This is a genomic window from Streptomyces sp. T39, from assembly GCF_008042045.1.
Classification (GTDB): domain Bacteria; phylum Actinomycetota; class Actinomycetes; order Streptomycetales; family Streptomycetaceae; genus Streptomyces.
Genome location: NZ_RDBP01000054.1, coordinates 71395 through 85832 on the forward strand (window position 1 = coordinate 71395; position 14438 = coordinate 85832).

A 14438-nucleotide genomic window follows, 5' to 3' on the forward strand; every position below is an offset into this window, starting at 1 on the left:
TGCGGCGCCGGCGGGGGGCGGCTGGGCGCGGGGGACCGGATCGTGCATCTCTGCTCCTTCTCGGGGGACGGCGACGTCACTCGTCGCAGGTGCGGCCGGGACGGACGGCGGAGGCCGGATGACGGTGCACGGAGGCGAGCACCTGTCCGGCGCCCCGCAGCGCTGCGGTGTGCGGGGCCGGCGCGGGCCGCACCGGCACCCGCAGCCGGTCCGCCAGCGCACAGGCGATCTCCGGCCGCAGGGCACCGCCGCCGGCCAGCAGCACGCCGCGGCGCAGCGCGCCCAGGGCCTGCGGCGTGCGGTCGGCGCGCAGCATGTCGGCGACCATGGCGACCACCGCCCCGGCGAGGTCGCCGGCCGGCAGCGCGTCGTCCGGATCGGTGGTCCCGAGCGCCGTCCGGTACGCGTCGGCCACCGCTCCGCCGGCGAGCAGGGCGACCTCCGTCACCTGGGCCCCGATGTCCACGACCACCAGCGGGCGGGTCATGTCCGCTCCCGCCCCGAGGGCGATCGCCCGCGCGGTCGGGACCGTCAGCACCGTGCGCGGACGCAGTACCTCCAGCGCCTCCAGCGCGGCCCCCCGGAAGCCGGGCCCGCCGAGCACCGGCGTGCCGAGGACGATCAGCGGGCGGCCGGGGCCCGCCGTGCGGCGGCCCAGCAGCCGGTCCAGCATCCGTGCGACGCCGGGGGTGTCCACGATCGCTCCGCGCTGGACGGGGTGGATCCCGCCGGCCCCCGGAAACGTCACCGTCGGCACGTCGAGGACGACACCCCTGCCGGGTGTCCAGGCACGGGTGCGGGCGCTGCCGATGTCGAGGGCGAACCGGGGGCAGAGCCCGCAGGCGGGCCACCGCGGGTGGCGTCGTCCGGCGTCCGCCTCCGCGGCCCCGCGGTTCACCGCCCCGCCTCCCGCACATGCTGGCAGCGCCCGCAGTAGCGGGCCTGCGGCACCACCGTCAGACGGGCGAGCGCGATGGGGCGGGTGCAGAGGTGGCAGCTCCCGTAGCGGCCCTCGTCCATGCGCGCGAGGGCGGCCTCCACGTCGGCGAGCACCATCCGCGCGGACGCGGCGAGCCGGTCACGGGGCACGGCCTCGGCCGCGCGCGCCCGCGTCCCGTACGCGGAGGCGTGGGCCTCGCGGTCCGGGGTCCGGGCCCGGCCCTCGTGCTCCGGGGCGGGGGCGGCGGGTCGCGGTCCGGACAGGCGCCGCAACTGCTCCCTGCGGAAGGCGCGCTGCTCCCGCAGGCTGCGGCGCAGCGCGTCGAGATCCTCGGGAGCCGGGCCCGCGGTGCGGACGCCGGCCGTCTGGTTCTTCACTTCGGTCACCACTCCTGGTGCGCGGTCCGCTGTGCGCGGTGGATCGGGGCGGGTCTGTCCGGTGGGGCGGGCCGTCACACGGCGCGGCCCTGGCAGGCGACGCAGCACCGGGCGTACGGGAGGATCTCCAGACGCTCGTGCGGGACCGGCCGGGCACAGCCCTCGCAGCGGCCGTAGTCGCCGCGCTCCAGACGGGCGAAGGCCGCCTCGATCTCGGTGAGGACCCGCCGGATCGCCGACTGCTGCGCGATCATCAGGTCGTGCGGTGCCTCGTGCCGCTCCTCCTCGATCGCCTCCAGCTGGGTGAGGCGGGAGGCACGCTCGTGCTCCAGGCGCTGCCGGATCTCGGGATCCGGGACACCGCGGGGACGGGAGGCGGAGCGGGCCGCGTCGGGCGACATGGCGTTCCTTTCGGGGCGGCGGCCGGCGTCCGCGGGGGCGCCGTGGACGCACACCTCACCGCCGGGCGGCGGTGAGGAGGCCAAGGGGTTCCTGGCTGCCACCCTCGCCCTTCGCCGCGCGCCGGACCATCGGGCCCGGACCCCATTTGCGGGGGCACCGATGATGTAGACCGGCCGGGCTCCGGAACCCGGTACCGGCCCCCTCCCCGGGTGGCCCATAGTGGTAGTGCCTGCGACGAAGGAGGAGGTCAGGTACGCCGTGTCCCTGTTCTGGCGGATTTTCGCGCTCAACGCGCTGGTGCTCGGAGTCGCCACCGCGCTGCTGCTGTGGGCGCCGGTGACGGTCTCCGTGCCCGTGCTGCTCACCGAGGCGGTGATCCTTCTCGGCGGGCTCGGCGTCATGCTCGTCGCCAACGCGGCCCTGCTGCGCATCGGCCTGGCGCCGCTGGACCGGCTGACGCGGCAGATGACCACCGTCGACCTGCTCCGTCCCGGCGGGCGGCTTCCCGTACCCGGCCACGGCGGGGTCGGTGAACTCATCAGCACCTTCAACGAGATGATCGAGCGGCTGGAGGCCGAGCGTGCCTCCAGCAGCGCCCGCGCCCTCAACGCCCAGGAGGCCGAGCGGCGCCGGATCGCGCAGGAGCTCCACGACGAGGTGGGCCAGAGCATGACCGCGGTCCTGCTGACGCTGAAGCGGGCGGCCGACCAGTCCGGCGGGCCGCTGCGGGAGGACGTACGGCTCGCGCAGGAGACCACCCGGGCGAGCCTCGACGAGGTCCGCCGGCTCGCCCGGCGGCTGCGGCCCGGCGTGCTGGAGGACCTGGGGCTGGTCAGCGCGCTGACCTCGCTCGCCGTCGAATTCGCCACCCACACCGGGCTGCGCGTGGAGCGCCGCTTCGGCACCGGCCTGCCCGGCCTCGACCGGGTGAGCGAACTCGTCGTCTACCGCGTCGCGCAGGAGAGCCTGACCAATGTCGCCCGGCACGCGGAGGCGGGGAACGTGACCCTCGAACTGACCGGCACACCCGACGCGGTGACACTCACCGTCACCGACGACGGCCGGGGGCCGGGACTGGCGCGCGACGGCGCCGGCATCCGCGGGATGCGCGAACGCGCCCTGCTGCTCGGCGCCGCGTTCGACATCCGCCGCTCGGAGCGGGGCGGCACGCTGGTCCGGCTGACGGTGCCGGTGGCCCCGGCCGAGCCGGCCGCCGTCCCGCTCGCCCCCGCCGCTCCCGAGGAGGGGCTGCCATGACGGGTGGTACGGAGATCCGCATCCTCCTCGCCGACGACCACGCGCTGGTGCGGCGGGGCGTGCGGCTCATCCTGGACGGGGAACCCGGCCTGCGGGTGGTGGCCGAGGCCGGTGACGGCGCGGAGGCCGTCGAGATGGTCCGCACCCACGAGGTCGACCTCGCGGTCCTCGACATCGGCATGCCGAGGATGACCGGCATCCAGGCCGCGCGTGAACTGGCGGCGCTCCGACCGGGGCTGCGCATCCTGATGCTGACGATGTACGACAACGAGCAGTACTTCTTCCAGGCCCTGAAGGCGGGGGCCTGCGGCTACGTCCTCAAGTCCGTCGCCGACCGCGACCTGGTGGCGGCGTGCCGGGCCGCGATGCGCGGGGAGTCCTTCCTCTACCCCGGGGCCGTGACGGCGCTGATCCGCAACTACCTGGACCGCGCGCGCCTCGGGGAGGACGCCGGGGACGAGATCCTGACGGCGCGGGAGGAGGAGGTCCTCAAGCTCGTGGCGGAGGGCCTGTCGTCGAAGGACATCGCCGAGACGCTCTTCATCAGTGTGAAGACCGTCCAGCGCCACCGGGCGAACCTGCTGAGCAAGCTCGGGCTCCGCGACCGCCTGGCGCTCACCCGGTACGCGATCCGGTCCGGCCTGATCGAGCCCTGATTCCGCGCGTCCGCCGCGCCTTCCCGCCGCGCCCGCGCCTGCCGTGCCGCGTCCGCCGCGCCGTGCCTTCCGTGCCGCTCCCGTGCCGCCGCGCCTGCCCGCCGCCGCGCCGCACCCGCCTACAGCGTCTCGCTCAGCGAGTCCGCCAGCCGGCGCCGTGCCGTGCGGGTCGCCGGGAGGGTGGCCGCGGCGACGGCGCCGGCGACCGCGGCGGCCGCGACGGCCAGCAGCACGGTGAACGGGGGCACCTGCGCCACGCCGGCGCCCATGCCGCTGGTCCGGGCCTGCGCGTCCACCAGCCAGTGCCCGGCCAGCGCCCCGGCCGAGGTCCCGAGCGCGGCGGAGACCAGTGCGGTCAGCCCGGCCGCCGTCACGATCACCGCGCCGATCTGCCGCGGGGTCAGCCCGATCGCCTTCAGGGCGAGCAGATCGCGTGCCCGGTCGCGTACCTCCGTGCCGATGAGGGTGAGCAGCTCGATCAGGCCGATCAGCGCGAGGATGCCGATCAGGGCGGCGATCACGGCCCGGGCCGGTTCGAGACGGTCGGCGGGGTTCGGTGTCTCCCGGACCTCCAGGGATCCGTGCGCCGCGGCCACCCGGGCGGCGACCGTGCGCGGGTCGGCTCCCTCGCTCAGCACCAGGGCCTGGAAGCCGGGGCGCAGCTGCGGATCGCGTTCGCGCAGCGTGTCCAGGGTGGTGGTGACCACCCGGCCGCCCGACTCGGGTTCGATGCTGCGGCCGACGATGTGCAGGATCTGCGGCCTGCCGCCGACCGTCATCCGGACCCAGTCGCCGACCCGGGCGTCCAGGAGGTCGAGCAGTCCCTGCCCGGCGACGGCCTCGTCCGGTCCGGCGGGGGAACGGCCCTCCGCCACCGCCGAGGGGTACGGCTCCCGGTCGGTGCCGAGGCCGCGCAGGGTGATCGTGCCGGTCTGGCCGGGCACCAGGGCGGCCATCTCCGCGCCGGGGTGGGCGGCGGCCACCCCGGCGACGCGTGCGAGCGTCTCCCGCAGCTCGGCGTCCGCGGGCCCGCCGGGCTGCGCGGCGCGCACGGTCAGGGCCGTCGGCAGCCCCATGCGCGCGGGGCGGTCGCGGAACTGGTCCAGGGTCGACCAGGCGACGAGCGCGACCGTGATCAGGACGAGCGGCAGGGCGAGCCGGGCCACCTGGAGCACGGTGCGTCCCCTCCGGGGGAACGCGGCCCGCCATCCCAGGACCAGCGCGGGCGGCACCTGCAGCCCGAGGGCACGGCGTCCCAGCGCGGTCATCGGCGAGGGCAGCGGCTGTGCCGCCCGCGCGACGGGCACCGGCGGCACCCGGCCCGCCCGCCACGCGGCGAGCGAGGTGGCGGCGGCGATCAGCAGCACCGCACCGGCCGGCACCCCGGTCATGACGGCGGCCCGGCCCGGCAGGTCCTGCCAGACGGAGACCGCGTCGCCGATCCTGCCCGGTATCCGGGAGCCGACCACCGCGATCGCGGCGGACCCGAGGGCCACACCGAGCAGGGCGAACGCCAGATGCTGGAGGAGGAAGGCCCGCACCACCTGTCCGGGCGTGAACCCGACGGCCTTGAGCACCGCGATGTCCCTGAGCTGGCCGCGCACCCGTGCGGCGACCGCTCCGGAGGCGGCGAGCGCGGCGGCCAGCAGCGCGCCGAGGCCGAACACGGCGAACAGCCGGCCCAGCAGCCGGTCGTCGTCACCGGCCTCCGCCCGTGCCTGCTGCCACTTGGTGACCTGCGCGACCCGGTCGGCGCCGAGCAGGGTGACGGCCCGCTGCACCATGAAGTCGGTGTCGTCCGGATCGGCCAGGCGCAGGCCCACCGTCTGGTCGTGCGAGCCGGGGGCGACGGTGTCCAGGGCGCCGGGCAGCACCCAGCCGGTGCCCGGCCCGCCGCCCGGCCGGTAGCGCGGTTCCGCGGCCTCGGCGATCCCGGCGACACGCAGCGCGTGGGCGGTGCCGCGCGGGCCCGTGACGCGTACGGTGTCGCCGGGCTCGGCCCACAGGGCCTGGGCGACGGAGCTCTCCAGGACGATCTCGTCCGTCCGGGACGCGAGCCACTGGCCCCGCGCGAGCAGGGGCCTGCCGGTCTCCGGGAGCTGTGCCCCGGTGGCCCGCAGTTCGATGCCCGCCCGTGCGCCCCGGGAGGCGGCGGTGGCGTCCGCGGTGCGGTAGGGGCCGGCCAGGGAGGTGATGCCGTCGAGCCGGGAGAGCGCCGCCGTGTCGGCGCCGCCGCGGGTGTGGAGCCATATGTGGGCGCCCTGGGACTGGTTGAAGACCCGCTGCCAGGGGTTGGCGGCGTATCCGAGCAGCGCTCCGGCGAGCAGCAGCGAGGCGATCACGCCCGCGCTGGCCAGCACCACGAACAGCGCCTCGCCGCGGTGTGCGCGCAGGTCGGCGTTGGCCCAGCGCAGAGTCGCCCGCYCGCTCACTCCTTGAGTTCGAGCACGCCCGACACCCCGTGCCGTGCGCCGCGTGCGGCGCTGCCGAGCATCGCGTCGTCGGCTATCCGGCCGTCGAAGAAGCTGATGACCCGGTCGGCGGCACTGGCCATCCGGGCGTCGTGGGTGACCATCAGGATGGTCTGCCCCCGCTGGTGGAAGCGGGTCAGCAGCCGGAGCACCTCCCGGGTGCCCTTGCTGTCCAGGCTGCCGGCCGGTTCGTCGGCGAGGAGGAGGGCGGGGTGGTTGACGAGCGCGCGGGCGAGGGCGACCCGCTGCTGTTCGCCGCCGGACAGTTCGCCCGGCACGGACTTCTCGCGGCCTTCGAGACCGAGTTCGGCGAGGAGTTCGGCGCGGGAGGCCCGGGCGGCCGCCGGCGACGCCCCGGCGAGCAGCGCCGGGAGTTCGACGTTGTCGGCGACGGTGAGGTTGGAGACCAGGTTGAAGAACTGGAAGACGATGCCGACCCGGCGCCGCCGCAGCACGGCCCAGCGGGCCTCGCGGTACTGGTCGACCCGTTCGCCGTCGAGCCACAGCCGTCCGCTGTCCGGGCGCTGGAGCCCGCCCATGAGGTGCAGCAGGGTGGACTTGCCCGCACCGGACGGCCCGGTGACGGCGACGAACTCGCCCGGCTGGACGGTCAGGTCGACCCCGCGGACGGCGTGCACCGGTGCGCCCTCGCCGTGGTGGGTCTTGGTGAGCTGCTCGGCCCGCACGATGGGCGTGCCCGGCGCACCCGCCGTCCCCGGCCCGGCCGCCGTCGCGGACCGCGGGGCGTCCCCGCCCGTGGCGGGCGGCTCCCGGCGGTCGCCGGCGGACGCGGCGTCGCTCATTCCAGCTCCTCCTGACAGCGTTCCAGCCAGTCCAGATCGGCCTGGAGGTGCAGCATGGCCCCTTCGATCAGCAGCTGGGAGATCCGGTTGTCCCGGTCCTCGGCCGCGGCCAGCCGCGACAGCTCCCGCATGGTGTTGAGGTACTGCCTCCGCTGCCGGTTGATCAGCGCCACGGGGTCGGCGAGCCCGGACTCGGGCGCGAGGGCGAGCTTCATGAAGAACTCGTCCCTGACGCGCGGTTCGTCGTGGGTCTCCTCGAACCAGGCCAGCACCGCCTCGCGCCCCGCGGCCGTCAGCCGGTACGTGCGCTTGTTGGGCCGGCCCGACTGCTCGACGTCCTCGCCGTCGATCAGGCCGCTCTTCTCCAGCCGGCCGAGGGTCACGTAGATCTGGCCGACGTTCGGCTGAGGGTACGCGGCGCCCAGGAGCTTCTCAAGGTCCAGCTTCAGCTCGTAACCGTGCGCCGGACCACGGGTGAGAAGTGCCAGGAGCGGCAGCCGCACGCCCGTCCCCTCTCTCCCGCTCCGTGGATTCCCGCCGGCCCGGCGACCGCCGGAGGGCCCGGCAGTCCGGCCGGTCCGCCTGCACGTCTAGTATCGCTCATGCCTAACGGGTATATATAGGCCACGATGGTCGGCGGCGCAGCCGGATCGTGCTGGGAGGAACCTATGCGGTGGATGCGTGCCGCGGGTAGAGGACTCCTGGTCGCGGCGGTGGTGCTGGCCGGTCATGCCGGTTTCGGCGTGCAGGGCGGGCAGGCTCCGCCGGGGCGCGGGCCGATGACCCTGGTCACGGCCGGCGATCTCACCGGCTATCTGCCGCCGTTGCTCCGCGAATGGAACGAGCGGCATCCCGGTGAGCGGGTGACCCTGGTCGAGCTGCCCGACTCCGCGGACGAGACCCGCGCCCAGATGATCAGTGAACTGCGCTCCGGCAGCGACCGGTTCGACGTGCTCAACATCGACGTGGCCTGGACCTCGGAGTTCGCGGCCGCGGGCTGGATAGCGCCGCTGGAACGCGACCGTTTCCCGCTGGACGCCTTCCTGCGTCCGGTCGTGGACACCGCGACCTTCGAGAGCCGCCTCTACGCCGTCCCGTACGTGACCAACGCCGGACTGCTCTACTACCGCAAGGACGTCCTGGAGCAGGCGGGCGAGAAGCCGCCGCGCACCTGGGCCGAGCTCGCCCGGCAGGCCCGCACCCTCGCGCCGCGCCACGGACTGGGCGGGTACGCGGGTCAGTTCCTGCCGTACGAGGGCCTGACGGTGAACGTCACGGAGGCGGTGCACTCGGCGGGCGGCTCGGTGCTGCGCGACGACGGAGCACGGGTGAGCGTGGACTCCCGGGCGGCCCGCGACGGGCTGTCCTTCCTCGCCGGCGGTGTGCGCGAGGGCTGGATCCCGCGCGAGGCCCTCGGCTGGAAGGAGGAGGAGTCCCGGAAGGCGTTCCAGGACGGCAGGCTGCTGTTCCTGCGCAACTGGCCCTATGTGTACGCCGAGGCGGCCGCGGAGGACTCCCCGGTCGCCGGCCGGATCGGCACGGTGCCCCTGCCGGGGCCGGACGGCCCCGGCACCAGTGTGCTCGGCGGGTCGAACCTCGCGGTCAGCAGCCATTCGCGCCATCCCGCGTCGGCCGCCGACCTCATCGCGTACCTGACCGGTGAGCGGGTCCAGCGCCGGGTGCTCACCGAGGGGGCGCTCCCGCCGGTGCGGGCCGCGCTCTACGAGGACCCCGCGCTGATACGGGACCACCCGTACCTGCCGACCCTGCGCGAGAGCGTGCTGACGGCCGTGCCGCGGCCCAAGAGCCCGCGCTACGACCAGGTGAGCCTCGCCGTGCAGGCGGTCGCGCAGGACGTCATGGCGCTGCGCCAGAGCCCGGACCGGGCCGTGGGGCGACTGGCCCGCGAGCTCTCGGCGATCTCCCAAAGGGGCTGAGCCCGCTCCGTCCACCCTGATCAACCCCTACTTACATGTTAAGTAGGGGTTTCTTCATGCTCGACTCCTGGGAGCTGGGCATTGCCGGGCAAACTCCCCCAGCTTTCGCCGGTTTCTGCTCTCGCCGTTGACACCTCTCAGACACGGCTACTTAACATGCATGCATAACGACGCACCCGATCCGGGGCGCCCTCGCATCCAGCAGAAACGGTTGACGCGAGATGCTCAGCACCCTTGTGGCCGGCACCGGCCGCCTCTCCCGCGCCGCCGCGGCCCCCGACGCCTGGTGGCGCGACGCGGTGATCTACCAGGTCTACGTCCGCAGCTTCCTCGACAGCACCGGGGACGGCATCGGCGACCTGGCCGGCGTCCGCGCCGGGCTGCCCTACCTCCGCAAGCTCGGGGTCGACGGCATCTGGCTCAGCCCCTTCTACCCGTCGCCCCAGCACGACCACGGGTACGACGTCGCCGACTACTGCGACGTCGATCCCGTCTACGGCGACCTGGAGGAGTTCGACCGGCTCACGGCCGACGCCCGGCGCCTCGGACTGAAGCTGCTGCTCGACATCGTCCCGAACCACTGCTCCAGCGAGCACCCGTGGTTCCGCGAGGCCCTGGCCGCCCCCGCGGGCAGCCCCGCCCGGGGGCGCTTCCACTTCGCACCGGGCCGCGGCCCCGGCGGCGACGAACCCCCCAACAACTGGCGCGCCATGTTCGGCGGGCCCGCCTGGAGCCGCACCACCGAGCCCGACGGCACCCCGGGGGAGTGGTACCTGCACCTGTTCACCCCCGAGCAGCCCGACCTCAACTGGCGCGACCCGGCCGTCGGGGACTCCTTCGAGTCGGTGCTGCGCTTCTGGCTCGACCGCGGTGTGGACGGATTCCGCATCGACGTCGCCGCGGGCCTCTTCAAGCACCCCGAACTCCCCGACTCCGACGACCCCGAGGCCGACGAACGCCACCGGGACTCCGTCAACCCGCTCGCCTGGAACCAGCCCGAGGTGCACGACGTGTGGCGGCGGTGGCGCCGCGTCTGCGACGAGTACGCGGTGCTGGACGGACGCGAGCGGCTGCTCGTCGGCGAGGTGTCCGTGCCCACGGCGCGCGAGCACGCCGAGTACGTCCGCCCGGACGAACTGCACCAGGCGTTCTTCTTCGACCTGCTCAGCGCGCCCTGGGACGCCGCCGCCTTCCGGTCCGTGATCGACGAGGCCGTCACCGACATCGCCGGCACCGGATCCACCGTCACCTGGGTGCTCAACAACCACGACCAGGTCCGCACCGTCACCCGCTACGCGGGGGAGCCCGGCGTGGAGGGCAGCGGACTGGGAGCCGCCCGTGCCCGCGCCGCCGCCCTGCTGATGCTCGCCCTCCCCGGCGCCGCCTACGTCTACCAGGGCGAGGAGCTCGGGCTTCCCGAGGTCCTCGACCTCCCCGACGAGGTGCTGACCGACCCGATCTTCCGCCGCACCGGCAGCCGCAAGCACATCCGCGACGGCTGCCGGGTCCCGCTGCCCTGGTCCGGCCATGCTTCCCCGTTCGGCTTCAGCCAGGGCGCGGCAGGGGCCCGGCCGTGGCTGCCGCAGCCCGAGTGGTTCGCCGAGCACGCCACGGACCGGGCCCTGTCCGACACCCGCTCCTTCTGGCACCTCTACCGCGACGGCCTCCAGCTGCGGCGTTCGCTGCCCCAGCTGGGCGACGGCACCCTGCGGTGGCTGGACGCCCCTCCGCAGGTGCTGGCCATGGTCCGCGGCGACGGACTGGTCTGCGCGGTCAACTTCGGCACCGACCCCGTGCCCGCCCCGGTCACCGGCACCCCGCTGCTCTCCAGCGGCCCCTGCCCCGCCGGCGTGCTCCCGGGCGCCACGGCCGCCTGGTGGACCGCGGACCACACCGGCGAGCAGCCGGCCTCCACTCTCTGAACCCGCCCCTCTTTCCCGGAAGGACCCACCATGCGACACACCGCTCGCACCCCCCGGCGTATCGCGGCCACCGCATCGGCCGCACTCGCCGTCGCCCTGACGGCCACCGCCTGCGGCGGCAGCACCACCCCCGCGAGCGGAGGTGAACTCAGCGGCAAGACGGTCACCGTGGCCGGCGTGTGGACCGGCAGCGAACAGAAGAACTTCAAGAAGGTGCTCGACGCCTTCACCGAGAAGACCGGCGCCAAGACGGTCTTCGTCCCCTCCGGCGACAACGTCTCCACCTTCGTCGGCAGCAAGATCGAGGGCGGCAACGCCCCCGACGTCGTGATGGTCCCGCAGGTCGGTGTGCTCCAGCAGTTCGCCAAGGAGGGCTGGCTCACGCCGCTCTCCGACACCGCCGCGAAGTCGGCGACGGACGGCGTGGCCCCGGTCTGGAAGGAGTACGGCACCGTCGACGGCGACTACTACGGCCTCTACTTCAAGGCCGCGCACAAGTCGACGGTCTGGTACAGCCCCGACGCGTTCGCCCAGGCCGGCGTGAGCGAGCCCGCCACCTACGAGGAACTGCTGGAGACGGGCCGCACCCTCGCCGACTCCGGCCGCCCCGCGTTCGCGATAGCCGGCGAGGACGGCTGGACCCTGACCGACTGGTTCGAGAACATCTACCTCTCCCAGGCCGGGCCCGAGAAGTACGACCAGCTCGCCCGGCACGAACTGAAGTGGACCGACGAGAGCGTCGTCACGGCCCTCACCACGCTCGGCGAGGTGTTCAAGGACAAGCAGCTCGTGGCCGGCGGCGCCCAGGGCGCGCTGCGCACCGACTTCCCCGCCTCCGTCGAGCAGGTCTTCGGCCCCGAGCCGAAGGCCGGCATGGTCTACGAGGGCGACTTCGTCGGCGGCGTCGCCAAGGACGAGTTCGGCCGCAAGCCCGGCGAGGACGCCAAGTTCTTCCCCTTCCCCCCGGTCGCCGGCGGCAAGGCGCCCGTCGTCAGCGGCGGTGACGCCGCGGTCGTCCTCAAGGAGGGCAAGAACGCCGAGGCCGGCATGAAGCTGCTGGAGTTCCTGGCCACCCCCGAGGCCGCCGAGATCTGGGCCGGCGCCGGCGGCTTCCTGTCGCCGAACAAGAACGTGAGCCTCGACGCGTACGCGGACGACACCACCAGGAAGACCGCCGAGTCCCTGGTCGCGGCCGGCGACGCGGTCCGCTTCGACATGTCCGACCAGGCGCCCGCGGCCTTCGGCGGCACCAAGGGAGCGGGCGAGTGGAAGCTCCTCCAGGACTTCCTGCGCGACCCGTCCGACCCGAAGGCAACCGCCGCGAAGCTGGAGGCCGCGGCGGCCAAGGCGTACGGGAACTGAGGCCGCACACCATGGCCGACACCCACACGACCCGCGCCGCGGCAGGCCCGCGGCGCGGGGCCCCGGCGGACCCGCGCCGCGGCGCCCGGCGCAGAAGGCGCCTGCTCGCCGTCGCCTTCGTCCTCCCCGCCCTGCTGCTCCTCGGCGCCCTGGTGGTCTACCCCGTCGTCTTCTCCGTCGGGCGCAGCCTGTTCGACGCGAGCGGTGACCGCTTCGTCGGCGCCGGGAACTACGCGGAGATCTTCCGGGACCCCGCCACGCTCAAGGCCATCCGCAACAGCACCATCTGGGTCGTCGTGGCGCCCCTGCTGCTGACCGGGCTCGGCCTGGTGCTCGCCGTGCTCACCGAGAAGGTGCGCTGGGCGACCGCGTTCAAGCTGGTGCTGTTCCTGCCCATGGCCGTGTCCTTCCTGGCCGCCGGCATCATCTTCCGGCTCGCCTACGAGCAGGACCCGGACCGCGGCGTGCTCAACGCCGTCGTCACCGAGGTCCACGACGTCTTCGAGGACCCCGCCGCCTACCCGACGGCACGGGCGCGCGAGGACCAGGGCCTCACCGGCCGCGCGGGCGGCCCGTACACCACCGGCACCGCCTACGGCCCGGGCGAGGCCGCGTCCTTCGGCTTCGTCGGCATCGCCCCGGAGGACATGCCCGGCGGCGCCGCCGACGCGGCCGGCGCCCCGCCGGCCGCCGGCGAGCTCGGGGGAGTGGTCTGGCTCGACTTCGCCCCCGGCGGCAAGGGCACCCCGGGCGAGGTCGACCCCGGCGAGAAGGGCCTGCCCGGGATGACCGTCGAGGCGGTGCGGGACGGGAAGACCGCCGCGACCGCCACCACGGCCGCCGACGGGTCCTTCCGCTTCGCGGGCCTCGACGGCGACGGATACACCTACCGGCTCCCGGCCGCGAACTTCGCCGCACCCTACGAGGGCGTGAACTGGCTGGGCCCCGCGCTGGTCACCCCGGCGATCATCGGCGCCTACCTGTGGGTGTGGACGGGCTTCGCCATGGTGCTGATCGGAGCCGGCCTCGCCTCCATCCCGCGCGACGCGCTGGAGGCGGCCCGGATGGACGGGGCGAGCGAGGGCCAGATCTTCCGCAGGATCACCGTGCCGCTGCTCGCTCCCGTGCTGACCGTCGTCTTCGTCACCCTCGTCATCAACGTGATGAAGGTCTTCGACCTGGTGTGGATCATCGCGCCCGGCCCCGTCCAGGAGGAGGCCGACGTGCTGGCGACCCGCATGTGGCTGGTGTCCTTCGGCGGCGGCAACGACCAGGGGCTCGGCAGCGCGCTCGCCGTCCTGCTCCTCCTCCTGGTCGTCCCCGCGATGATCTTCAACATCCGGCGTTTCCGAAGGAGCGGCGCATGAGCGGCCACCTCACGGCCGAACGGCGGCCCGTCACCACCGTGCCCCCGGCCGGCGCCCCCGGGACGCGCCGTGCGCCCCGCCGCACCGGCCGGCTCGGACGCCTGCTGAGCAGTTCCGCCGTCCAGGCGCTGCTGATCGTCGTCGCCCTGGTGTGGATCACCCCGCTCGCCGGGCTGTTCCTCTCCTCGCTGCGCGACGAGAGCGACAACGCCTCCGACGGCTGGTGGACGGCCTTCACCGATCCCTCCCAGCTGTCGCTGGACAACTACACCGCGCTGTTCCAGGACTCCGGCATCACCACCGCCTTCTGGAACACGGTGCTGATCGCCGTCCCCACCACCGTGCTGGTCGTCGGCATCGCCGCCCTCGCCGGCTACGCCTTCGCCTGGCTGGAGTTCCCCGGCCGGGACGGGATCTTCCTGGTGGTCGTCGGCCTGCTGGTGGTGCCCGTCCAGATCGGTCTGCTGCCGGTCGCCAAGCTCTTCGGGGCGGTGGGGCTGTTCGGCACCGTCGCCGGCGTCGTCCTCTTCCACGTCGCCTACGGGCTGCCCTTCGCGGTGTTCCTGCTGCGGAACTACTTCGCGGAGATCCCCCGCGAGATGCTGGAGGCCGCCCGCATGGACGGCGGCAGCGAGTGGCGGATCTTCTCCCGGCTGGTGCTGCCGCTCGGCCGCCCCGCCATCGCCAGCCTCGCGATCTTCCAGTTCCTGTGGGTGTGGAACGACATGCTCGTGGCGCTGCTCTTCGCCGACAGCGGCTCCCAGCCGCTGACCGTCGCGCTCCAGTCCCAGATGCGCCAGTTCGGCAGCAACATCGGCGTCCTGGCGCCGGGCGCCTTCCTGTCGCTGGTCGTCCCGCTGGTCGTGTTCTTCGCCTTCCAGAGGCACTTCGTCCAGGGAGTGATGGCGGGATCCGTGAAGTAGCCGCGGCCCCGTGAACGCGGC

13 protein-coding genes are annotated in these 14438 nt (G+C 74.2%); 7 read left to right on the top strand and 6 right to left on the bottom strand.

Annotated features, from left to right (window positions below; translation table 11 throughout):
• Positions 1 to 76 precede the first annotated feature (76 nt).
• From EAO77_RS32575 to EAO77_RS32585, 3 genes are all read right to left on the bottom strand, one after another.
• Positions 77 to 898: a rod shape-determining protein gene (locus tag EAO77_RS32575; RefSeq protein WP_147991929.1), complete on the bottom strand. Its 822-nt coding sequence runs from the start codon at positions 896 to 898 to the stop codon at positions 77 to 79.
• Entirely contained in the window at positions 895 to 1317 is a 423-nt protein-coding gene (locus tag EAO77_RS32580) for a TraR/DksA family transcriptional regulator (protein WP_147992063.1), read from the bottom strand. The genes EAO77_RS32575 and EAO77_RS32580 overlap by 4 nt, the downstream gene beginning before the upstream one ends.
• A 74-nt stretch (positions 1318 to 1391) precedes the next feature.
• Positions 1392 to 1718 (bottom strand): TraR/DksA family transcriptional regulator, encoded by a 327-nt coding sequence (locus tag EAO77_RS32585; protein ID WP_147991930.1) that lies wholly within the window; start codon positions 1716 to 1718, stop codon positions 1392 to 1394.
• Between the two features lie 259 nt (positions 1719 to 1977).
• Between EAO77_RS32585 and EAO77_RS32590 the strand changes: the two genes are divergently transcribed.
• Positions 1978 to 2976 (top strand): HAMP domain-containing sensor histidine kinase, encoded by a 999-nt coding sequence (locus tag EAO77_RS32590; protein WP_147992064.1) that lies wholly within the window; start codon positions 1978 to 1980, stop codon positions 2974 to 2976.
• Positions 2973 to 3632 carry a response regulator gene (locus EAO77_RS32595; RefSeq protein ID WP_147991931.1) on the top strand — a complete coding sequence of 220 codons (660 nt, stop codon included), beginning with the start codon at positions 2973 to 2975 and terminating at the stop codon, positions 3630 to 3632. Before EAO77_RS32590 ends, EAO77_RS32595 begins: the two co-directional genes overlap by 4 nt.
• A 119-nt stretch (positions 3633 to 3751) precedes the next feature.
• Here the strand turns inward: EAO77_RS32595 and EAO77_RS32600 are convergent, their stop codons facing one another.
• From EAO77_RS32600 to EAO77_RS32610, 3 genes are read right to left on the bottom strand one after another with little or no spacing between them, the layout of a single operon-like run.
• The gene (locus EAO77_RS32600) at positions 3752 to 6064 is read right to left on the bottom strand and encodes an ABC transporter permease (RefSeq protein ID WP_147991932.1); all 2313 of its coding nucleotides are present in this window, start codon (positions 6062 to 6064) and stop codon (positions 3752 to 3754) included.
• Positions 6061 to 6906, bottom strand: coding sequence for an ABC transporter ATP-binding protein (locus EAO77_RS32605; RefSeq protein ID WP_261994245.1), 846 nt, complete (start codon positions 6904 to 6906; stop codon positions 6061 to 6063). The genes EAO77_RS32600 and EAO77_RS32605 overlap by 4 nt, the downstream gene beginning before the upstream one ends.
• Positions 6903 to 7409: a PadR family transcriptional regulator gene (locus tag EAO77_RS32610; RefSeq protein WP_147991933.1), complete on the bottom strand. Its 507-nt coding sequence runs from the start codon at positions 7407 to 7409 to the stop codon at positions 6903 to 6905. Before EAO77_RS32610 ends, EAO77_RS32605 begins: the two co-directional genes overlap by 4 nt.
• A gap of 165 nt (positions 7410 to 7574) precedes the next feature.
• Here EAO77_RS32610 and EAO77_RS32615 point away from each other — a divergent pair, with 165 nt between their 5' ends.
• The 5 genes from EAO77_RS32615 (at position 7575) to EAO77_RS32635 (ending at position 14417) form a co-directional block, all read left to right on the top strand.
• Entirely contained in the window at positions 7575 to 8843 is a 1269-nt protein-coding gene (locus EAO77_RS32615; RefSeq protein WP_147991934.1) for an ABC transporter substrate-binding protein, read from the top strand.
• 221 nt (positions 8844 to 9064) lie between these two features.
• Positions 9065 to 10765: a glycoside hydrolase family 13 protein gene (locus EAO77_RS32620; protein WP_147991935.1), complete on the top strand. Its 1701-nt coding sequence runs from the start codon at positions 9065 to 9067 to the stop codon at positions 10763 to 10765.
• Between the two features lie 30 nt (positions 10766 to 10795).
• On the top strand, positions 10796 to 12127 hold the full coding sequence (locus EAO77_RS32625) for an ABC transporter substrate-binding protein (protein ID WP_147991936.1): 1332 nt from the start codon (positions 10796 to 10798) through the stop codon (positions 12125 to 12127).
• 11 nt (positions 12128 to 12138) lie between these two features.
• On the top strand, positions 12139 to 13494 hold the full coding sequence (locus EAO77_RS32630) for a carbohydrate ABC transporter permease (protein ID WP_147991937.1): 1356 nt from the start codon (positions 12139 to 12141) through the stop codon (positions 13492 to 13494).
• Positions 13491 to 14417 carry a carbohydrate ABC transporter permease gene (locus tag EAO77_RS32635; protein WP_261994246.1) on the top strand — a complete coding sequence of 309 codons (927 nt, stop codon included), beginning with the start codon at positions 13491 to 13493 and terminating at the stop codon, positions 14415 to 14417. Before EAO77_RS32630 ends, EAO77_RS32635 begins: the two co-directional genes overlap by 4 nt.
• Positions 14418 to 14438 lie beyond the last annotated feature (21 nt).

Excerpts from the sequence above, each read along its gene's own strand:
- EAO77_RS32585 (WP_147991930.1), bottom strand. The coding sequence starts at position 1,718 with ATGTCGCCCGACGCGGCCCGCTCCGCCTCCCGTCCCCGCGGTGTCCCG.
- EAO77_RS32595 (WP_147991931.1), top strand. The coding sequence starts at position 2,973 with ATGACGGGTGGTACGGAGATCCGCATCCTCCTCGCCGACGACCACGCG.
- EAO77_RS32605 (WP_261994245.1), bottom strand. The coding sequence starts at position 6,906 with ATGAGCGACGCCGCGTCCGCCGGCGACCGCCGGGAGCCGCCCGCCACG.
- EAO77_RS32615 (WP_147991934.1), top strand. The coding sequence starts at position 7,575 with ATGCGGTGGATGCGTGCCGCGGGTAGAGGACTCCTGGTCGCGGCGGTG.
- EAO77_RS32620 (WP_147991935.1), top strand. The coding sequence starts at position 9,065 with ATGCTCAGCACCCTTGTGGCCGGCACCGGCCGCCTCTCCCGCGCCGCC.
- EAO77_RS32625 (WP_147991936.1), top strand. The coding sequence starts at position 10,796 with ATGCGACACACCGCTCGCACCCCCCGGCGTATCGCGGCCACCGCATCG.
- EAO77_RS32630 (WP_147991937.1), top strand. The coding sequence starts at position 12,139 with ATGGCCGACACCCACACGACCCGCGCCGCGGCAGGCCCGCGGCGCGGG.
- EAO77_RS32635 (WP_261994246.1), top strand. The coding sequence starts at position 13,491 with ATGAGCGGCCACCTCACGGCCGAACGGCGGCCCGTCACCACCGTGCCC.